The 19202-nt window shown below is 45.2% G+C and carries 19 protein-coding genes; 15 read left to right on the top strand and 4 right to left on the bottom strand.

Going from position 1 to position 19202, the window contains the following annotated elements; all coding sequences use genetic code 11:
• Positions 1 to 526: 526 nt before the first annotated feature.
• The 5 genes from ACMXYX_RS10025 to ACMXYX_RS10005 all read left to right on the top strand — a co-directional run bounded on the left by ACMXYX_RS10025 (position 527) and on the right by ACMXYX_RS10005 (position 7855).
• Positions 527 to 1906, top strand: coding sequence for an L-serine ammonia-lyase (locus ACMXYX_RS10025; protein ID WP_415896400.1), 1380 nt, complete (start codon positions 527 to 529; stop codon positions 1904 to 1906).
• A 35-nt stretch (positions 1907 to 1941) separates the two neighbouring features.
• Positions 1942 to 3246: a serine hydroxymethyltransferase gene (locus ACMXYX_RS10020; protein WP_415896399.1), complete on the top strand. Its 1305-nt coding sequence runs from the start codon at positions 1942 to 1944 to the stop codon at positions 3244 to 3246.
• A 36-nt stretch (positions 3247 to 3282) separates the two neighbouring features.
• Positions 3283 to 3672, top strand: coding sequence for a glycine cleavage system protein GcvH (gene gcvH, locus ACMXYX_RS10015; protein ID WP_415891729.1), 390 nt, complete (start codon positions 3283 to 3285; stop codon positions 3670 to 3672).
• 180 nt (positions 3673 to 3852) lie between these two features.
• Positions 3853 to 6750, top strand: coding sequence for an aminomethyl-transferring glycine dehydrogenase (gene gcvP / locus ACMXYX_RS10010; RefSeq protein ID WP_415896398.1), 2898 nt, complete (start codon positions 3853 to 3855; stop codon positions 6748 to 6750).
• Positions 6751 to 7243: 493 nt separating this feature from the next.
• The gene (locus ACMXYX_RS10005; protein ID WP_415896397.1) at positions 7244 to 7855 is read left to right on the top strand and encodes a Yip1 family protein; all 612 of its coding nucleotides are present in this window, start codon (positions 7244 to 7246) and stop codon (positions 7853 to 7855) included.
• Between the two features lie 62 nt (positions 7856 to 7917).
• Here ACMXYX_RS10005 and ACMXYX_RS10000 read toward each other — a convergent pair whose 3' ends face one another.
• From ACMXYX_RS10000 to ACMXYX_RS09985, 4 genes are all read right to left on the bottom strand, one after another.
• Positions 7918 to 8889 (bottom strand): GGDEF domain-containing protein, encoded by a 972-nt coding sequence (locus ACMXYX_RS10000; protein ID WP_415884251.1) that lies wholly within the window; start codon positions 8887 to 8889, stop codon positions 7918 to 7920.
• Positions 8890 to 8997: 108 nt separating this feature from the next.
• On the bottom strand, positions 8998 to 9417 hold the full coding sequence (locus ACMXYX_RS09995; protein ID WP_415896396.1) for a hypothetical protein: 420 nt from the start codon (positions 9415 to 9417) through the stop codon (positions 8998 to 9000).
• Between the two features lie 76 nt (positions 9418 to 9493).
• A complete protein-coding gene (locus ACMXYX_RS09990) occupies positions 9494 to 9982 on the bottom strand; it encodes a DUF1353 domain-containing protein (RefSeq protein ID WP_415896395.1) in 489 nt (162 codons plus the stop codon).
• A gap of 39 nt (positions 9983 to 10021) precedes the next feature.
• Complete coding sequence (locus ACMXYX_RS09985; protein WP_415896394.1) at positions 10022 to 11152, bottom strand: GNAT family N-acetyltransferase; 1131 nt, start codon at positions 11150 to 11152, stop codon at positions 10022 to 10024.
• Between the two features lie 135 nt (positions 11153 to 11287).
• On the opposite strand from ACMXYX_RS09985, the gene ACMXYX_RS09980 reads away from it, so the two are divergent.
• The 10 genes from ACMXYX_RS09980 (at position 11288) to tolQ (ending at position 19192) form a co-directional block, all read left to right on the top strand.
• Positions 11288 to 11734, top strand: a complete 447-nt coding sequence (locus ACMXYX_RS09980; RefSeq protein ID WP_415887815.1) for an HIT domain-containing protein — start codon at positions 11288 to 11290, stop codon at positions 11732 to 11734.
• Between the two features lie 158 nt (positions 11735 to 11892).
• Positions 11893 to 12129 carry an FmdB family zinc ribbon protein gene (locus ACMXYX_RS09975; RefSeq protein ID WP_415891008.1) on the top strand — a complete coding sequence of 79 codons (237 nt, stop codon included), beginning with the start codon at positions 11893 to 11895 and terminating at the stop codon, positions 12127 to 12129.
• Positions 12130 to 12206: 77 nt separating this feature from the next.
• On the top strand, positions 12207 to 13967 hold the full coding sequence (gene aspS, locus ACMXYX_RS09970) for an aspartate--tRNA ligase (RefSeq protein WP_415896393.1): 1761 nt from the start codon (positions 12207 to 12209) through the stop codon (positions 13965 to 13967).
• Positions 13968 to 14082: 115 nt separating this feature from the next.
• A complete protein-coding gene (locus ACMXYX_RS09965; RefSeq protein ID WP_415896392.1) occupies positions 14083 to 14820 on the top strand; it encodes a YebC/PmpR family DNA-binding transcriptional regulator in 738 nt (245 codons plus the stop codon).
• Positions 14821 to 14943: 123 nt separating this feature from the next.
• A complete protein-coding gene (gene ruvC, locus ACMXYX_RS09960; RefSeq protein ID WP_415896391.1) occupies positions 14944 to 15465 on the top strand; it encodes a crossover junction endodeoxyribonuclease RuvC in 522 nt (173 codons plus the stop codon).
• A 5-nt stretch (positions 15466 to 15470) separates the two neighbouring features.
• A complete protein-coding gene (locus tag ACMXYX_RS09955; RefSeq protein WP_415896390.1) occupies positions 15471 to 16136 on the top strand; it encodes a trimeric intracellular cation channel family protein in 666 nt (221 codons plus the stop codon).
• Positions 16137 to 16769 (top strand): Holliday junction branch migration protein RuvA, encoded by a 633-nt coding sequence (ruvA, locus tag ACMXYX_RS09950; RefSeq protein ID WP_415884261.1) that lies wholly within the window; start codon positions 16137 to 16139, stop codon positions 16767 to 16769. It begins immediately after the preceding gene.
• Between the two features lie 14 nt (positions 16770 to 16783).
• Positions 16784 to 17794: a Holliday junction branch migration DNA helicase RuvB gene (gene ruvB / locus ACMXYX_RS09945; protein WP_415896389.1), complete on the top strand. Its 1011-nt coding sequence runs from the start codon at positions 16784 to 16786 to the stop codon at positions 17792 to 17794.
• Positions 17795 to 17925: 131 nt separating this feature from the next.
• Positions 17926 to 18303: a TraR/DksA family transcriptional regulator gene (locus tag ACMXYX_RS09940; protein ID WP_415896388.1), complete on the top strand. Its 378-nt coding sequence runs from the start codon at positions 17926 to 17928 to the stop codon at positions 18301 to 18303.
• A gap of 220 nt (positions 18304 to 18523) precedes the next feature.
• Positions 18524 to 19192 (top strand): protein TolQ, encoded by a 669-nt coding sequence (tolQ, locus tag ACMXYX_RS09935; RefSeq protein WP_415891016.1) that lies wholly within the window; start codon positions 18524 to 18526, stop codon positions 19190 to 19192.
• Positions 19193 to 19202: the final 10 nt, after the last annotated feature.

The raw sequence follows: 19202 nt of genomic DNA, 5'->3' as shown, positions 1-19202 counted from the left end.
TTCAACGAAAATATGTTGAAAAAGATTTGATTAGAGCTGTCTAATTCTTGTTTTTTGAATAAAGCATAATAAAAACAAGTAGTTGGCGTTGCGGGAAAAATTTTCATCTTAGACTAGTAGGTTAAAAAGCTTATCAGCAGGGCGGTTTACTATGATGAATCTAGCGTCGTTAGCTAGTTTTAGGCTGCTTTTTATTCATAGGGGCTCTCTCTATTGAGTTAGGTGCGCCAATGAAATTAGACACAGGCTTTAATGTAGCAAGAAGCGTTTAAGGTGAATTTGAGAGCAACAAAACTGGATTTAAATGAAAAAAGTTTCCAATAGGAAACTTTTTGTTGATTTTGGAAAATCTCACTGCTAGTCTGAAATCAAATCGACGGTATTTGAACAATTAATGATCAATTTGTTCGAAGTTATATAGCTCTTTAGTAAGCGGACTATAACCGCAACCGTACATAGAGACGGTTTAAAGAGTAGATACATAAAATAATAAAAAGAGCGGTTAGACCGCTGTAGTGAGGTCGCAGTGCCATTAAGTATTTTTGATCTATATAAAGTAGGGATTGGTCCTTCCAGTTCTCATACGGTAGGCCCAGTCGTTGCGGCTAATCGTTTCTTAGATGAATTACGTAAGCGTGATCAGCTGGATCAAGTTGCCTCAGTACATGTAGGTTTGTTCGGTTCTTTAGCGATGACAGGTAAAGGTCACGCAACCGATGTTGCTGTGATGATCGGTCTAATGGGTGAGAAGCCTGACCTAGTCGATCCAGATAAAGTACCTGTTTACGTTGATCAGATTCGTAGCACTAAGCAGATCAATTTAGCAGGCGAGCGAATGATTGCGTTCAACCCTGAAACGGATCTGCCTTTTAACTTTGGTGAGTCCTTACCAAAGCATCCAAACGGCATGCATTTTAAAGCGTACGATGCAGCCGGCATTATTTTGCACGACAACATCTTTTACTCCGTAGGCGGTGGCTTTGTACTAAGTGACGCCGAAGCAGGTAAAGAGAAAGGTGCAGAACCTGAATTCAAGCTTCCTTTCCACTTCGATAATGGCGTTGAGCTATTAGAAGTCTGTGAGCGTGAAGGCAAAACCATTGCTGAAATCGTTTTAGCCAATGAGCTGACATGGGCCGAACAAGACGTGTTAGAAGAGCGTCTGTGGAACCTTTGGCAGGTGATGGATAACTGCATTAAGCGTGGCTGTACAGAAGAGGGTGAGCTACCGGGTGGTCTACATGTTAAACGCCGTGCCCACGAGCTTTATGAAGAACTCAAATCTAGCCCAGAAGCAGCTCTGAAAGATCAGCTAACCGTAATGGATTGGGTCAATCTATTTGCTATTGCGGTTAACGAAGAGAACGCAGCGGGAGGTCGTGTGGTGACGGCGCCAACAAATGGTGCTGCCGGTGTTATCCCTGCTGTTCTAGCTTACTACGACCGTTTTGTCCCGGGTTCAAATCGCCAGGGTATTTTTGACTTCTTAGCAACCTCCGCTGCGATCGGCATGCTTTATAAGAAGAACGCTTCTATCTCGGCTGCCGAAGTGGGCTGCCAAGGTGAGATCGGCGTAGCTTGTTCTATGGCTGCTGGTGCACTTTGTGCCGTGATGGGCGGTACCAACCAGCAAATCGAGAACGCTGCGGAAATTGGCATGGAGCATAACTTAGGCCTGACCTGTGACCCGATTGGCGGTCTTGTGCAAGTGCCATGTATTGAACGTAACACTATGGGTGCTGTGAAAGCGATCAATGCTGCACGCTTAGCGCTTCGTGGTGATGGTGAACATCATGTATCTCTAGACTCTGTTATCGAAACGATGCGTCAAACAGGTCTGGATATGCAGGATAAATATAAAGAAACCTCTCAAGGTGGGCTGGCCGTGAACGTGGTTGCCTGCTGATTCTTCGTAATAAAAAAATAAGAGAATAAAAAATCATGAGTCACAGTGATCTGTATCGCAACGACGCTGTTTGCGAAGCATTTTTTACCCAAGACCTAGCAGAGCGCGATGCTGATCTGCTGTCTGCAGTAAATGAAGAGTTTGATCGTCAGGAGATGGGGATTGAGCTGATAGCCTCTGAAAATATTGTATCTAAAGCCGTAATGCAGGCGCAGGGTACAGTACTAACAAACAAATATGCAGAAGGTTATCCGGGCCGTCGTTACTACGGTGGTTGTGAGTACGTTGATAAGGCTGAAGGCCTAGCTATCGAGCGTGCAAAGGAGCTGTTTGGTTGTGAGTTCGTCAATGTGCAACCGCACTCAGGTGCGCAAGCAAACGGCGCGGTTATGTTGGCGCTGTTACAGCCGGGCGATACTGTATTGGGCATGTCTCTGGATGCAGGTGGTCACTTGACTCACGGTGCGCGTCCAGCCCTTTCCGGTAAATGGTTTAACGCTGTGCAATACGGTGTATCTCGTGAAGATAGCCGCATAGACTACGATGAAATTGAGAAGCTAGCGGTTGAATGTCAGCCGAAGATGATTATTGCAGGTGGTTCTGCGATTCCGCGTCAGATCGATTTTGCGCGTTTCCGTGAGATCGCTGACAAAGTAGGCGCATACCTGTTTGTTGATATGGCGCACATTGCAGGTCTAGTTGCGACGGGTGCTCACCCATCACCGCTTCCACATGCTCATGTTGTAACGACGACAACACACAAAACTCTCCGCGGCCCACGAGGCGGCATGATCCTATCTAACGATCTGGATCTAGGTAAGAAGATCAACTCTGCGGTATTCCCAGGTCTTCAGGGTGGTCCACTGATGCACGTGATTGCGGCGAAAGCGGTTGCTTTCGGTGAAGCGCTACAGCCTGAATTTAAAGTGTACATCGATCGTGTTGTAGAGAATGCCAAAGTACTTGCGGGCGTTATGGTTGAACGTGGTTGCGACATCGTAACCGGCGGTACAGATACGCACCTGATGTTGGTCGATCTTCGTCCTAAAGGTCTGAAAGGTAATGTGGTTGATGAAGCGCTAGAGCGTGCGGGCATTACTTGTAACAAAAATGGCATCCCATTTGACCCTGAAAAACCAATGGTAACCTCTGGTATTCGTCTAGGTACACCAGCAGGAACGAGCCGTGGTTTTGGTCCAGAAGAATTTAAGCTGATTGGTAACCTGATTAGCGATGTATTGGATGGTCTAGTGGCTAACCCAGAAGATAACTCCAAAGTTGAAGCGGAAGTGCGTGCGCAGGTCGAAGAGCTGTGCAAGAAGTTCCCTCTTTACCGTTAATAAACCTGTGTAACGAATGAGCAATAGGAAAACAATATGAGCATTCCATCTAACTACCTTTTCACACCAAGCCATGAGTGGGTTCTGGACAATGGTGACGGCACTATCTCTCTAGGCGTATCTGATCACGCTCAGGAACTTCTAGGTGATGTGGTTTTCGTTGAACTTCCAGAGATCGGCCACGCAGTAGAAGCGGGTGAAGAGTTCTCTCTAGTTGAGTCTGTAAAAGCAGCGTCTGACATCTACTCTCCAGTAAGCGGTGAAGTAGTTGAAGTAAACGAAGCGTTGGAAGATGCGCCAGAGACCGTAAACGAAGCGCCTTACACAGACGGCTGGATCGTAAAAATTAAGCTGTCTGATTCATCTGAATTGGCAAAACTTCTAAACGCAGAAGCGTACGAAGCAACGATTGCAGAAGAAGCTTAATTGGTTGAGTTACTAGGTATTTGTAAGGGTCTAATCAGCCTGAATACCTAGTAACCCTGTCCCCCAATTAGCTTTAGCAAGGCGAAGCGGCAGTGCAGGACCGCTTCGCACCCTTAAATATATTTGGTTTAAGTGTCTGTTACACATACTTAAATCGATCGGTTACCACAGGTTATTGTTATGGCAGTAGAAACTCGCACTTTGAGTGATCTTCAGCAGACGACTGACTTTACTCGTCGTCATATTGGTCCAGATAGTGAGCAGACTCAGGATATGTTGTCCTTTTTGGGTCTTAACTCAATGGATGAACTGATTACACAGACCGTTCCAGATTCCATCCGCTTAGATGATGCGTTAGATATGGCGGATAGCAAGACTGAAGCTGATGCACTTGCGTATATCAAAACACTAGCTGATAAAAATAAGGTTAATAAATCTTATATTGGTATGGGCTATAGCAATACTTTGGTCCCAAACGTTATCTTGCGTAACGTTATGGAAAACCCAGGTTGGTACACGGCTTATACACCTTACCAGCCAGAAATTGCTCAGGGTCGACTAGAAGCACTGCTTAACTTCCAGCAGATGGTGATGGACCTAACCGGAATGGAATTGGCCAACGCTTCTCTACTTGATGAAGCGACAGCCGCTGCAGAAGCGATGACGCTGTGCAAGCGCTCAAATCGTAAGAAAACCAATACTTATTTTGTTGCTGATGATGTTCACCCACAGACGCTGGACGTTATCAAAACACGTGCCGAATACTTTGGTTACGACATTGTAGTAGGTAACCCGCTAACAGATCTTGAAGCGGCAGATCCATTTGGTGTTCAGCTACAGTACCCAAGTACTTACGGCGATATCACTGATATCAAATCAATTATTGATGCGGCTAAAGGCCAGAAAGCAATGGTTTCCGTTGCTGCTGATATCCTAGCCTTGGTTCTTCTTAAATCACCAGGTGAACTGGGTGCTGATGTTGTACTAGGTTCCTCTCAGCGCTTTGGTGTACCAATGGGCTTTGGTGGTCCACACGCAGCTTTCTTTGCTGCATCTGAAAAGCTAAAACGTTCTGTGCCTGGTCGTATCATCGGTGTATCTATCGATGTAAACGGTAACCAAGCATTGCGTATGGCGATGCAAACACGTGAGCAGCATATCCGTCGTGAGAAGGCGACTTCTAACATCTGTACAGCTCAAGCGTTGCTTGCCAATATGGCTTCTTTCTACGCTGTATATCACGGTCCAGAAGGCCTTAAGACGATTGCAGAGCGCGTACATCGTTTGACGGCTGTGCTTGCTAATGGTCTTAAGGCGAAAGGTGTTGCGGTTAACGACACGTACTTCGATACGTTGACTGTTTCTCTGCCTGAGACTCAAGAGGTTGTTTACCAAAGAGCAATCGATGCGGGTTGTAACTTCCGCAAGGTTGGTTCTGATAAGTTGGGTATCAGCTTGGATGAAACAACATCGTCTGAAGATGTTGCGCAGTTGCTAGACGTTATATTGGGCGACGATCACGGTCTAAGCGTTGCTGAGCTAGATGCAGCAATTGTTGCAGGTGAAGCGACGGGTATCTCTACAGAGATGCGTCGTGAAGATGCAATCCTGACGCACCCGACGTTCAACAGCTACCACAGCGAAACCGACATGCTTCGTTACATGAAGAAGCTAGAGAACAAAGATTACTCTTTGGCGCATGGCATGATCCCACTCGGTTCTTGCACCATGAAGCTAAACGCTACGGCTGAAATGATCCCGGTTACATGGCCTGAGTTTGCAAACATTCACCCGTTTGCACCGGCTGACCAAGTGCAGGGCTATCACCAAATGCTGCACGAACTGGAAGATCAATTGGTAGAGATTACCGGTTACGACAAGGTTTCTTTGCAGCCTAACTCTGGTGCTTCTGGTGAATACGCAGGTCTATTGGCGATTCGTAAGTACCAAGAGTCCGTTGGTGAAGGCCATCGTAATGTTTGCTTGATCCCATCATCTGCGCACGGTACTAACCCTGCTTCTGCTGCAATGATGGATATGAAGATCATTGTGACTAAGTGTGATGACAACGGTAACGTTGATGTTGCTGATCTTCGTGCGCAAGCAGAACTACACAAAGATGATCTATCTTGCTTGATGATCACTTACCCATCTACACACGGTGTTTATGAGGAAGATATCGTAGAAATCTGCGACATCATTCACAAAAACGGCGGTCAGGTGTATATGGATGGCGCGAACATGAATGCGCAGGTAGGTATCTCTAAGCCGGGCGCAATCGGATCTGATGTATCTCACCTAAACCTACACAAAACATTTGCTATCCCGCACGGTGGCGGTGGCCCAGGTATGGGTCCAATCGGCGTTAAGAGCCACTTGGCACCGTTCCTAGCGAGCCACAAAGTAAGCCCAGTTGAAGGCGTAAACCCTGAAAACGGTGCGGTTGCAGCGACGCCTTATGGTTCTGCTTCGATCCTACCGATCACGTGGATGTACAACGTCATGCTAGGTAAGTCTGGCCTTAAAGCATCGACAGAGATGGCGATCCTTAATGCTAACTACATGACTGAGAAATTGGCTGAGCACTATCCGGTACTTTACCGTGGTCGTAATAACAAGGTTGCCCACGAATGTATCGTTGATATTCGCCCAATCAAAGAGGAAAGCGGTGTTACTGAAGAAGATATTGCTAAGCGTCTGATGGACTACGGTTTCCACGCGCCAACCATGTCTTTCCCGGTAGCGGGCACTTTGATGATCGAGCCAACTGAATCGGAATCTAAAGCGGAGATTGATCGCTTTATCGATGCCATGGTTCAGATCCGTGAAGAGATCAACAAAGTACAAAACGGCGAATGGCCTGCGGATAACAACCCGCTGTTTAATGCGCCGCATACGCAATCGGACATTATGAGCGCTGCTTGGGAGCGTCCATATAGTCGTGAAGAGGCTGTGTTCCCGAATGAAGTGACTCGTCAGAACAAGTTCTGGCCGACAGCAAACCGTATCGACAACGTATACGGCGATCGGAACTTTATCTGTTCTTGTCCAGGTATCGAAGCTTATCAAGACCAGTAATTATCTTTGGTTGCGGGGTAATACCTGTAACTAGGTTAAAAAGTCGAACTACTGGTCTTGAACCAAGTGAACCGGAGATCCACTTGGTTTAATTCAGCGAGAGCCAATCTGTGCCGGCTTGAGCTGAACAGCGGGTAAAACGTCAGATTTACCCGTTACTCCCGCAGTTACCAGGGGGGAATCTGGTAACTGCAACTTTCTATTTTATAGGTCGTTAGAGTGGATTTGGTGTCTACTCGAAATTGGTGTGCTCCCAGCCTTGTGTTGGAGCTTTTTGCGGGGCTAATTTAGCCCCGTTTTTTTTGATCTTTAAAAATATCCATCAGATCACTAAGTATCTTTAGAGATTTTCAAGATGCATCGTCGGTGAACAGCTGCGTTCTCAACTAAAATAACTGTATGAAAAATGATCTGTTTTTCATTGGGAGCGTAATGGCTAGAGGCAACTCGAAGCTAATAACTCGCAAAATAACAAGCCTAAGAGGTGATCATTATGCTGCTGAGTCACATACCCGGAATGTTTACCCACCCTGATGCAGAGTGGGAATTGATCAAAAAAGAGCACAGTAATCCCAGTCGTATCTATATGGCCTATACCTGTTTATTGGCGCTTATAGGTCCTGTGTGTGCTTACATTTCTACAACTCAATTTGGTTGGCGTGTCGGTGATGGTGAGCTGATTAAGCTTACTGCAATCAGTGCATTGCAATTGAACGTTTTAACCTATGTAGCAATCCTTGTTGGTGTGTTTGGTTTAGGCTGGATGATTGACTGGATGTCAAAAACTTACGGTAGTGGTCATGATGATTACGCGGCTAATGGTATTGCTTTAGCTGCTTATTCTTGTACGCCGCTTTTCTTAGCTGGCTTTATCTCTTTATACCCCGTTCCATGGGCTAACATGTTGGTATATTTAGCGGCAGCTGCGTATACAGGCTATCTGATCTATGACGGTTTACCACATGTGTTGGGTATCGATAAAGATCAGGCTTTCTTCTTCTGTGGAGCAATTCTGGCGGTAGGGCTTGTCTATTTGGTTATTACTCGCGTAGGTACAGTGATTGTGTGGAACCTTGGGTTCGCACCGGTATTTATCTCTGGGTGATAAGGTTACTGAAACGAAAAAGAGCAGCTTATAAGCTGCTCTTTTTGTTTTTGATGAGTGTTTTAGAAAAGCTCTACGTCATCATCGGGTACTTCAATTCGAGAGCTAACTTCGTTGAAGTGTACAATGAGGTTTCGGCCGTTGTTTTTTGCGTGGTATAGCGCTCGGTCGGCTTGCTCAAAGTGCAGCATTGGAGGTGTAACCGGGTCAATCTCTGTATAGCCAACACTTACAGTTAGTTTGCCTGATGGGAATGTGTAATCCTGAACTGCTTTGTGGAAGCGTTCGAGTATTTGTAGAGCTTGATCTTGATCGGCATTGTTCAGTATGACGACAAACTCTTCGCCGCCATAACGGAACAGAAAATCGGTATAACGGAAGGTTTTCTTCATTAGTTCGGCAAAGTGAAGCAGAACTTCATCTCCATAGAGATGGCCGAAGGTATCATTAATATTTTTGAAGTGGTCAATATCGAGAACAACCATCCAGGATGAGTTTATGTGGTTGTTCTTATGGCCGCGGTGAAACGCTACGACCTCGTTAAGGCTTAATTCCATGGTTTGTCGGTTAGGTAAGCCTGTTAACATATCGCGCTCTTTTGCATCTAATAATGCAACCTGCTTTTCATAGATGCTGAAGACACCTTCGATCAAAACCATATCCGTTTCAGATACTTTGCCCGTGATCAAAATGATACGTCGAGGAATAACATCTTTAGTAATGTCTAAGAATATATAGTCTTCACCTTTGAACTTCATGCATGCTACACCGCCTTTACTTTTTGGCAGCGTTTTGAGCATGAGATCGCTATGCCGATCTTCAAATGATTCATCTAAGGTAATTGGAAAGCGTCTGATGGAAAGGCCGGTATCGGACTTAGCATCACCGAAAATTTCATACGATACCGCATCCTCTACGCCTTCTAGAGAACAGAAGTAGTGAAGAACTGCATGGGTCAGCGAATTATAAGATTTATGCGCTAGAAACTTTGCGGATAATTCAAACGCTTGTTTGATGTGAAGGTGTTCGCTCATAGTTACTACTTAACGCTACAAGGCCCGTAGAAATTAGGTTTCTATAAATTGTAGCAGTCTACACGATATTTCTGAATAAACGGTTAATATAAATTAGTCTTGTCTGTTTTATTTGCTTTTTATCTCCTGCCATTTGCTGTTTGCATCCTTCAAAACTGCAAAATATTCCTCTTCAAATTCTGTGCGATCAAAAGCTCCTTCGCATTCAGCTGTGAGTTCCATTTTGCTTTTCAGGTCTAATAAGCGATTTCTTATTTCTATCTCCATGATCCACAAGTTTTCTGGGCCCCTTAAAAGCGTGTATCCGGTAATGACAGGTAGGAATATCGCTAAAAGGGCTGTGAGCTTGGCAGAAGAAAGGTTGAGTATTTCGAAAGAGAAATTGGCGCAGATCGCAATCGCGACCGATGTGAATGAGGAGATAAACCAAAGCGTGTGGTTCATCTTTTTATGCCTAGCAGCATGTTTGGCAAACCAGTTGGCTTGGGTTTGAATTTTCTTATAGAGAGTATCTTCCATGATATTCATAGATTGGGCTCTTAAAAGTTAGAAAGAGCGCAACTGCTTATATGCGCTATGAATGTTTGATTGTTTCCAATAGGGATTATTTTGCGACTTGCTCGATAACGGGTTGAGCATTGGTTTTGCGGTGTTGTCTCCAGGTATACCAGCCGCCTAAGGCAAGGGCTAACCAGGCGAGTGTGTCGATTATTGCAACGCCATTGATATCAATCCCGGTTTCACGAAATACTCGATCCCAATGGGATTTGCCAGCACCTGCTTTGTAGGCATAGCGTTTACCGTTTTCATCTATCCCGATGAGTTGGTCATATTTGTAGGCGTAGTCATGAATTAAGCCCGGTAGGAATAAAAGGCCAGTGGGTGAGAGTATGGCCCAAAGAGGGCGGGGAATGGATGCACCATCAAATTCGAAGCCTTTAGGTATCACTATCTTGGTGCCGTCACGCATCGTGTAGGTCCAGTCTTCAGTTAATACCCATTTTCGTACAGCAAATATCCAACGTAGGATTCGAATAATAAGGGATTCGTTTTTGGTTTTTATAGGTAGGGGACGAATAGTTGGCATATTCATCACATGACTCCTTGTCTTGTTGTTTAAATCCTTTCTACATTATAGCGCTTTGTAGGGTAAATACTTTTGCAGTTGCTCGATCTGTTCATCAATCGCGGAGGTCTCTTCATCAATAAACTGCTGTACTGCTTTATTGAATCCAACCTCCTTAAGCCAGTGGACCGAATACGTCGGTACAGGGGTGAATCCTCGCTGTATTTTATGCTCTCCCTGAGCGCCAGAATCAAATCGCTTTAACCCCAGACTAATACAATACTCAATACCTTGGTAGTAGCAGGTTTCGAAATGAAGACTGTCGTATTCATCAAAACAACCCCAGTATCGCCCGTATAAGGTGGTGGAATCTTGTAGTGACAGTGCGCCTGCAACCGGTGTTTCGTCTTTGTAAGCTAAAACGAGTAAGAGGTTTTCAGGCATGGTCTGTTTTAATTGGGTGAAAAACGATTTACTGAGATAGGCTTCGCGTCCGCGTTTAAGATAGGTTAGGCGGTAAAAATCATAAAAAGTGTCAATCTCGTTATCGGTTATATCTTTGCCCTGAATTTGGCGATGAGTGATGCCTTGCTCATCGATCTTTTTGCGCTCTTTATTTAGGTTTTTACGCTTACGAGACGTTAGGTTTTGCAGAAAGTCATCGTAGGTCGAGTAGTCTTGATTAAACCACTGGTACTGACAGCCCTTACGGATCATGTAGTTTGCGCTATCCAGCGAGTCCGCTTCCTTCTTTGATGGGAAGAGTAGGTGCCAAGAGTTAGCTTTGAAATGTTGGCATAGCTGTGGAATGGCTTGGCTCAAACTTTCAAATAAAGGCTCTATAGGTTGTTTTGTTAATAACCTCGGACCACCCACAGGAGAGAATGGGATTGATGATACGAGTTTTGGGTAATAGTCCATGCCATAACGTTCGTAAGCTTCTGCCCAAGCCCAATCAAATACATATTCACCGTAGGAATGATTCTTAAGATAGAGCGGCACTATGGCTACAGTTATACCGTTATCTTGAAGTTGGATGTGAAGGGGCTGCCAGCCTGTTTTCGCACTTACGCTGCCTGATTCCTCAAGTGCGTGGAGGAATTCGTATCGGCAAAAAGGGTAATCAGAGGGAAGGAGGTTGTTCCAAGTGTCTGGGCCTATTTCACTGATTTTATGGCAAATTTTTATTTCTAACATATCGCGGCTTCGGTTTTGTGTTGCTAAGCTAAATAGTGTTGGGGCGACGCGTTATCTATTTGAATCGAGAAGGATGTCAGTGTCAAAGCCATTGTTTTGTATAAGGCCCCTAGAGAAGATGATAGGAGTATTGTAATGGACGAATTAGAGCTTGAGTTTGAACTTCACCCGCAGTTAGCCGCTGATTGTATAGTGTTAGGGGATTTTCCGATTAGTCGGCTCTTACTGTTAAACGATGCTAATTATCCTTGGTTTATTTTGGTGCCAAGGCGTGCAGGTGCAACAGAAATCTATCATCTTTCTGATGATGAGCAATGCGAGTTAATCAAGGAATCATCTTTCTTGGCATCTAACTTGGCAGATAGTTTTGCTGCTAGAAAAATGAATGTAGCGTCTTTGGGGAATATAGTGCCGCAATTACACCTTCATCATATCGTTCGTTATGAGACTGATAAGGCTTGGCCTGGGCCTGTTTGGGGTAAGGTGCCAGCGGAGCCGTATACAGCTGAACAGATTCATGAAATTAGACGAAAACTAGAAGCGTTAATGTCTGGTGAGCTGGAATTTGTACCGGAAGAATAAGCTTCATTTAGCTTCATTGAAAATTAGTCACCTGTATTTTAAATCTTTAGGGCCTCAATCCCATTTGGGGCCTGTTCCCTCTGCTTAAATAAGGTATAATCCGCCGTTTTTAAAATACGCTTCCTGCGTTTAGGAAGTTTCGATCGGGTTTATTTCCAATGCCAATCTTTGATTTTCAGTGTGACAGCTGTGGTCACGAGTTTGAAAAACTTGTTCTTAAAAGTGATGCGCCTGCGCCTGCATGTGTTTCCTGCGCAAGTGAGGAAGTGACCAAAAAAGTATCGGCTCCGGGTTTTCGCCTTTCTGGTTCCGGCTGGTACGAGACAGATTTTAAAACCGGCAAGAAGAAAAATCTTGCAGGTGGTTCCGGTGCTTCGTCAGGTACAGACAGCTAACTCCGGATAGATAAAGTATTAATTCATTGACCGTTTGGTGAAAACCAAACCGAGACAGTTAACAGGAACAGTAAATTATGCGCAGTCATTATTGCGGCGATCTCAGAAAAGAGCATATCGGCGAAGACATTACCCTTTGTGGTTGGGTTCATCGTCGTCGTGACCACGGTGGTGTTATCTTCCTAGACGTGCGTGACCGTGAAGGTCTAGCACAGGTTGTATTTGATCCAGATCGTGAAGAGAGCTTCGCGCTAGCAGATAGCTGCCGTAATGAATTCGTAGTTGAGATCAAAGGTACTGTTCGTGGTCGTCCAGAAGGCACGATCAACTCTGAAATGCCAACAGGTGAGATCGAAGTTCTAGGTAAAGAGCTTGTTATCCTAAACAAGTCTGAAACACCTCCGTTCCAGTTGGATGAGCACCAAAACGTTGGTGAAGATGTGCGTCTACGTAATCGTTACATCGATCTACGTCGTCCAGAAATGCAGGAAAAGCTACGTTTCCGTTCTAAAGTATCTAACGCGATCCGTAACTACCTAGATGATAATGGTTTCCTAGATATCGAAACGCCGATTCTAAACCGTGCTACACCTGAAGGTGCCCGTGACTACCTAGTGCCAAGCCGTGTTCATGATGGTCAGTTCTTCGCGCTGCCGCAGTCTCCACAGCTATTTAAACAGTTGTTGATGGTGTCTGGTTTCGACCGTTACTACCAGATCGCTAAATGCTTCCGTGATGAAGATTTGCGTGCTGACCGACAGCCTGAATTCACTCAGATCGATATCGAAACTTCGTTCATGGACGAAGAAGGTATCATGGGTCTGACTGAAACTATGATCCGCAAGCTGTTCCTTGAGCTGAAAGGTGTGGATTTGGGTGATTTCCCACGCATGCCTTACTCAGAAGCGATGCAGCGTTACGGTTCTGATAAGCCAGATCTTCGTTACCCAATGGAATTGGTTGACGTTGCTGACCTAATGGCGGATATCGAATTTAAAGTATTCGCAGGCCCAGCAAACGATCCTAAGTGCCGCGTAACTGCACTTAAAGTACCTAGTGGCGCTAAGCTGACTCGTAAGAATATTGATGATTACACTAAGTACGTAAGCATCTACGGTGCTAAAGGTCTTGCTTGGATCAAGGTTAACGAAATTGAAAACGGCGTTAACGGCCTACAGTCTCCAATTATCAAGTTCCTAGGTGATGAAGTGACTATGTCGATCATGGATCGTCTAGGCGTTGAAAATGGTGACATCGTATTCTTCGGTGCTGACAAAGCTAAGGTGGTTTCTGAAGCGCTTGGTGCTCTACGTATCAAAGTGGGTGAAGATCTTGAGATGGCTCAGTGTGAGTGGGCACCTCTATGGGTTGTTGATTTCCCAATGTTCGAAGAAACAGATGGCGGCCTAACAGCGCTTCATCACCCATTCACTGCGCCAAGCTGCTCTCCAGAAGAGCTTAAAGCGAATCCGCTAGAAGCGCTATCTCGTGCATACGACATGGTACTTAATGGCTGTGAGCTTGGTGGTGGTTCTGTTCGTATTCACGATCAGGCGATGCAAGCAACAGTACTGGAGATTCTAGGTATCTCTGATGAAGAAGCTGATGACAAGTTTGGCTTCCTACTAAACGCATTGCAGTACGGTGCGCCTCCGCACGGTGGTTTGGCGTTTGGTCTTGATCGTTTGATCATGCTGATGACTGGCACTGACTCTATCCGTGAAGTAATTGCTTTCCCTAAAACGCAAAGTGCATCTTGTATGATGACTGAAGCGCCAGGTGAAGTAAGTGCTGCACAACTACGCGAATTGAACATTAAGCTACGTAAAACACCTTAATAGCATCGCGTTGTCCTAGTTCAAGCTAGGGATCGGTTAAAACTAAAAAGCTGCCTTCGGGCGGCTTTTTTTGTTTATATTGGATAAAAAATAATAACGAAAGGGAGTAGGGGTTATGGCAGGTCACTCTAAATGGGCCAATATCAAACACCGTAAAGCGGCACAGGACGCAAAGCGCGGAAAGATTTTTACCAAGCTCATTCGAGAGCTGGTGGTTGCAGCAAAAGAAGGTGGTGGTAACCCAGACGATAATCCGCGGCTGCGCGCAGCGGTTGATAAAGCTCTTGGCGCTAATATGAAGCGCGACACTATCGATAAGGCAATTCACCGTGGTGCTGGTGGCGGTGAAGGTGAGCATTACGACGAGTTAACCTACGAGGGTTATGGTTCTAACGGTGTGGCCATCCTAGTTGAGTGTATGACAGATAACGTTAATCGGACTGTGGCGGCAGTGCGTGCTGCATTTAATAAGTACAACGGTAATCTTGGTACGAGTGGTTCAGTTGCCTATCTGTTCAATAAAAAAGGCCAGATCACCTTTGTAGAAATAGATGAAGAAACCATCATGGATGCAGCGCTAGAAGCGGGTGCGGATGATGTTGTTGCCAACGACGACGGCTTGATAGATGTATTCACTGATTGGCATGACTTTCTCGATGTTAAACAGGCTCTCGTAGATGCAGGTCTTGAGCCTGTGCATGCTGAAGTGGCGATGATTCCGTCAACAGCCGTTGAGCTTGATGTGGATACGGCGCGAAAAGTACTGAAGCTAATCGATGTATTGGATGATCTGGATGACTCCCAGAATGTATACCACAACGCGATTATTCCAGAAGAAGCAATGGAGGGCTGATTCGTAAAGTATTATGGCTGGTCGACGTCTCTATTTCTTCTGTGTTGTTTGCTTCAAAATCACTTTGTAAACCAAGACTAGTCCTGTATGCTTGCCTGTATAAATAACCAGTAAATGAGTTTGATGCTGATATTAGGAATAGACCCAGGATCCCGAATCACCGGTTACGGTGTAATTAACTGCGTTGGCAATAAAAATGAGTATGTTGCCAGTGGCTGTATTCGTATTAAAGGTGATGAATTACCTGAGCGATTACAGCAGGTGTATACGGGGGTATCGGAAGTGATCGAGCGCTATTGTCCGCAAGAGTTCGCTATTGAGCAGGTGTTTATGGCGCGTAATGCCGACTCTGCACTTAAGCTTGGTCAGGCGCGTGGTGTCGCTATTGTTGCAGGCACTAATGCTGAGTTGCCGGTATACGAATATGCTGCTCGTAAAGTTAAACAGTCGGTCGTAGGTAAAGGCTCGGCTGATAAATCACAAGTTCAGCATATGGTGGCGCATATTCTAAAATTACCAGGTTTACCGCAAGCGGATGCTGCCGATGCACTCGCAATTGCACTCTGTCATGCGCATACTCGTAATAGCTTAATTAAAACAGCAGGTTCTATGTCTAGTCGCAATGCCAGTTGGAGGCGTCAATAAACCTCATGAATGAGATGTCTTACGCTGATTTTATCTATATAGCTGATCTAATTGGAGTTGCAGTATTTGCAACTGCAGGGGCATTAGCAGCTCAAGGTAAGCAGTTGGATATTCTAGGAGTGGTTGTTTTAGCGATAGTGACGGCTTTAGGTGGCGGCACGATTCGCGATATTACCTTAGATATTCATCCTGTTGTGTGGGTGGCTGATACCTCTTATTTATGGACTGCAATTATATCTGCGGTCGTTGCTTTCTTTGTTTGTCGATATATTCAGTACCCTCGACGCACTTTGTTAGTGTTGGATGCTATGGGGCTGGCGTTGTTTGCCGTGTTAGGTGCCGAAAAAGCCTTAGGTCTTGGTTTGCCACCGATTATTGTTGTAATGATGGCCGTTATCACCGGTTGTGCTGGTGGTATGATCCGAGATCTTTTAACTGGGCAGATACCGCTGATTTTACAGCGAGATGGTGAGCTGTATGCGACCTGTGCATTAGCAGGCTCGGTATTTTTTGTGGTGTTTCAGTCGTATATTCCTGGGCAGCCAGTCGCGCTGATCTCTATGGTAATCATCTTTGTATTGCGTATGGCTGCGATGTTCGCAGATCTCAGGTTGCCTGAATTTATTGTGGCAGGTCATAAGCTCGAAAAATTGGATAAGGATAAAAAGTAAGTGATTGGTCGATTAAAAGGTGAGTTGTTAGAAAAGCAGCCTCCACAGTTAGTGATTGATGTAAATGGTGTGGGCTACGAAGTGGAAGCTTCTATGAACACATTTTATCGACTACCTGAAGTTGGATTACAGGTGACCCTCTTTACTCACTTTGTTGTACGAGAGGATGCGCAGTTACTTTATGGCTTTATCGATAAGCAAGAGCGTTCGCTTTTTAGAACCTTGATTAAGGCTAATGGTGTTGGGCCGAAATTGGCGATCACTATCCTGTCCGGTATTTCTACAACTGAGTTCGTGCGTTGCGTAAATGATGGTGATACCGCGTCTTTGATTAAGTTGCCGGGTGTTGGTAAGAAGACAGCTGAACGCTTAATTGTAGAGATGAAAGACAAGATTAAAGCGCTTGGGTTGGAATCTTCGGATGAGTTTCAGTTGTCGGCAGCAGATGGCCCCGATATGGCGTCATTCGAAACGGTTAGTGATAACCGCGCTGAAGCTGAAAGTGCATTGGTTGCGTTGGGCTATAAGCCGGTTCAGGCAACTAAGTCGATTGAGCAGGCGCATAAATCGCTTGGTTCTGGTGCGAGCTGTGAAGATCTTATTCGCGTTGCTTTACGCTCCATGGTTGGTTAATAGAGTAAAAAATTATGATTGAAGCTGATCGTTTTATCTCGCCTTTAAGTAACCCAGTAGAAGAAGCGCATGATCGCGCTATCCGCCCTAAAGCGTTGGAGGATTACGTTGGCCAGCCTGTTGTTCGTGAGCAGATGGAGATCTTCATCCAAGCGGCAAAGATGCGTAATGAGGCGTTAGATCATACTTTGATATTTGGCCCGCCAGGTTTGGGTAAAACAACTTTAGCGAACATCATTGCCAATGAAATGGGCTCGGAGATCAAAACTACTTCTGGCCCGGTGCTTGAAAAAGCAGGGGACCTTGCTGCGTTGTTGACCAATCTTGAGCCAAATGACGTTCTTTTTATCGATGAAATTCACCGTCTAAGCCCGAATGTTGAAGAGGTGCTCTATCCAGCAATGGAAGATTACCAGCTGGATATTATGATTGGTGAAGGCCCTGCAGCACGTTCTATCAAGTTAGAGCTACCTCCATTTACATTAGTAGGTGCGACAACACGCGCAGGTTTGCTGACCTCTCCGTTGCGTGATCGTTTCGGTATTGTGCAGCGCTTAGAGTTTTATAACGTTGAAGATCTGACCAGTATCGTTGCTCGATCAGCTGATCTTTCGGGTACTAAAATCGATACGCAAGGTGCGTGCGAAGTGGCAAAACGCTCTCGCGGTACGCCGCGTATTGCTAACCGTTTGTTACGCCGTGCCCGTGATTACGCAGAAGTAAAAGGTGATGGTGTAATTGATAGCGATATCGCCGATCGTGCACTGAATATGTTGAACGTCGATCACCATGGCTTCGATCATCTCGATCGTCGTATGTTGCTGACTATGATTGAAAAATTTGGTGGCGGTCCTGTCGGTGTAGAAAGCCTTGCTGCTGCAATTAGTGAGGAGCGTGACACCATTGAAGATGTGCTAGAGCCTTATCTAATTCAGCAAGGGTTTGTGATGCGCACGCCGCGTGGTCGTGTTGTAACTGATCATGCTTACCAGCACTTCGGAATCGCCAAGCCCGAAGAGGCTTAAAATACGATCTGGATCAATAAACCCTATAAAAAATAGGATTTGTTGGTTAATCTGACATCAATCAAGATACGACAGAAGAAAAGCCGTCTAATATGCCTGCCAAATAACTGAAAAAAATAACAGGTAACAATATGACGGCCATACTTCGTAATGCAGAGATTACTGCATTCCGACTTGAGCTTAATCGTTTACTTATTCAGCTGAAAGCCGAGCTCGAAGAGGAGTTGCGAGATCAAATCTCATCCACTTCTGTGTCCGAAGTGCGAGATATTGGTGAAGAAGTCGAGCATACTGTTGAATTGGAACGGCAGTTTGAAGCGCTCCAACGTCACCATGATGAAATAGCTGAATGCCAAGCTGCGCTTAAGCGTATTGAAGAGGGTAGTTTTGGAGAATGCATCAACTGTGGTGAAGAGATTGAGCTTACACGTCTTAAGGCTAATCCTACTGCATCACGCTGTATTCGCTGCCAATCTATTCACGAATCTGCGTTAAAGAAAATCGCCTAGATCTATTCGCCAGCTATCTAATCTGATGGCTGGCAACACCCTTACAAACAGCTAATTCAAACGCTGGTTTTTCCTTGTATTAATCGCCATGACTGTTATTGTTGTGCCTTCATTTTTTTATCTATTAAATGGATGGAACTTATTGGTTTTTGACGAATCACAAAGCCGGTAAATTATATCCTGTACCAAATTTTTAGAGGGAAGTGCTGTGGTCGAAAAAATGTCGATCTGGAGTCTGGTTGCCGACGCAAGTATCGTGGTTCAACTAGTAATGTTAATGCTTTTATTAGCGTCAGTACTTTCTTGGGTGATGATCTTTCAACGCCAATCGGTGTTAGGTAGTGCGCGTAAATCACTTCGTAACTTTGAAGATCGCTTCTGGTCTGGTGTCGATCTTGGCCAACTTTTCCGTGAAATTAATCACGAACCAAATTCTGACTGTGGTGCCGAGAATATCTTTCGTGCTGGTATCAAAGAATATACGCGTCTAACTCAGCAAGCGGGTTATGATCCCGATTCAGTAATGGACGGTGTACAGCGTAGTATGCGTGTAGCCCTAGCACGGGAAGAAGATAAGCTAGAAAAGCACCTGCCATTCCTTGCAACAGTAGGTTCTACCAGCCCTTATATCGGCCTTTTTGGTACCGTATGGGGGATTATGAACTCCTTCCGTGGTTTGGCGAATGTTCATCAAGCAACATTGTCCGCTGTAGCACCTGGTATCGCTGAAGCCTTGATCGCTACAGCGATTGGTCTATTTGCTGCGATTCCAGCCGTAATTGCTTATAACCGCTACTCTGCGCAGGTTGAGTATCTGTTAGGTAACTACGAAACCTTTGCTGACGAATTCTCTTCTATCTTGCATCGTCGTATGCACGCATCCAACTAAGCGGGTGTGA

The sequence above is a fragment of the Neptuniibacter sp. QD72_48 genome (assembly GCF_047778065.1).
GTDB lineage: Bacteria > Pseudomonadota > Gammaproteobacteria > Pseudomonadales > Balneatricaceae > Neptuniibacter.
The sequence above is the reverse complement of the archived record's forward strand: the minus strand, read 5'-3'. Positions and strand labels throughout refer to the sequence as shown.

What these genes read in the sequence shown, in the direction of transcription:
- aspS (WP_415896393.1), top strand. Translation starts at nt 12,207, where the DNA reads ATGCGCAGTCATTATTGCGGCGATCTCAGAAAAGAGCATATCGGCGAA.
- ACMXYX_RS09955 (WP_415896390.1), top strand. Translation starts at nt 15,471, where the DNA reads ATGAATGAGATGTCTTACGCTGATTTTATCTATATAGCTGATCTAATT.
- ruvB (WP_415896389.1), top strand. Translation starts at nt 16,784, where the DNA reads ATGATTGAAGCTGATCGTTTTATCTCGCCTTTAAGTAACCCAGTAGAA.
- ACMXYX_RS10000 (WP_415884251.1), bottom strand. Translation starts at nt 8,889, where the DNA reads ATGAGCGAACACCTTCACATCAAACAAGCGTTTGAATTATCCGCAAAG.
- ACMXYX_RS09995 (WP_415896396.1), bottom strand. Translation starts at nt 9,417, where the DNA reads ATGAATATCATGGAAGATACTCTCTATAAGAAAATTCAAACCCAAGCC.
- ACMXYX_RS09940 (WP_415896388.1), top strand. Translation starts at nt 17,926, where the DNA reads ATGACGGCCATACTTCGTAATGCAGAGATTACTGCATTCCGACTTGAG.
- ACMXYX_RS09985 (WP_415896394.1), bottom strand. Translation starts at nt 11,152, where the DNA reads ATGTTAGAAATAAAAATTTGCCATAAAATCAGTGAAATAGGCCCAGAC.
- ACMXYX_RS09980 (WP_415887815.1), top strand. Translation starts at nt 11,288, where the DNA reads ATGGACGAATTAGAGCTTGAGTTTGAACTTCACCCGCAGTTAGCCGCT.
- ACMXYX_RS09990 (WP_415896395.1), bottom strand. Translation starts at nt 9,982, where the DNA reads ATGAATATGCCAACTATTCGTCCCCTACCTATAAAAACCAAAAACGAA.
- ACMXYX_RS10005 (WP_415896397.1), top strand. Translation starts at nt 7,244, where the DNA reads ATGCTGCTGAGTCACATACCCGGAATGTTTACCCACCCTGATGCAGAG.
- ruvC (WP_415896391.1), top strand. Translation starts at nt 14,944, where the DNA reads ATGCTGATATTAGGAATAGACCCAGGATCCCGAATCACCGGTTACGGT.
- gcvH (WP_415891729.1), top strand. Translation starts at nt 3,283, where the DNA reads ATGAGCATTCCATCTAACTACCTTTTCACACCAAGCCATGAGTGGGTT.
- gcvP (WP_415896398.1), top strand. Translation starts at nt 3,853, where the DNA reads ATGGCAGTAGAAACTCGCACTTTGAGTGATCTTCAGCAGACGACTGAC.
- ACMXYX_RS09965 (WP_415896392.1), top strand. Translation starts at nt 14,083, where the DNA reads ATGGCAGGTCACTCTAAATGGGCCAATATCAAACACCGTAAAGCGGCA.
- ACMXYX_RS09975 (WP_415891008.1), top strand. Translation starts at nt 11,893, where the DNA reads ATGCCAATCTTTGATTTTCAGTGTGACAGCTGTGGTCACGAGTTTGAA.
- ACMXYX_RS10020 (WP_415896399.1), top strand. Translation starts at nt 1,942, where the DNA reads ATGAGTCACAGTGATCTGTATCGCAACGACGCTGTTTGCGAAGCATTT.
- tolQ (WP_415891016.1), top strand. Translation starts at nt 18,524, where the DNA reads ATGTCGATCTGGAGTCTGGTTGCCGACGCAAGTATCGTGGTTCAACTA.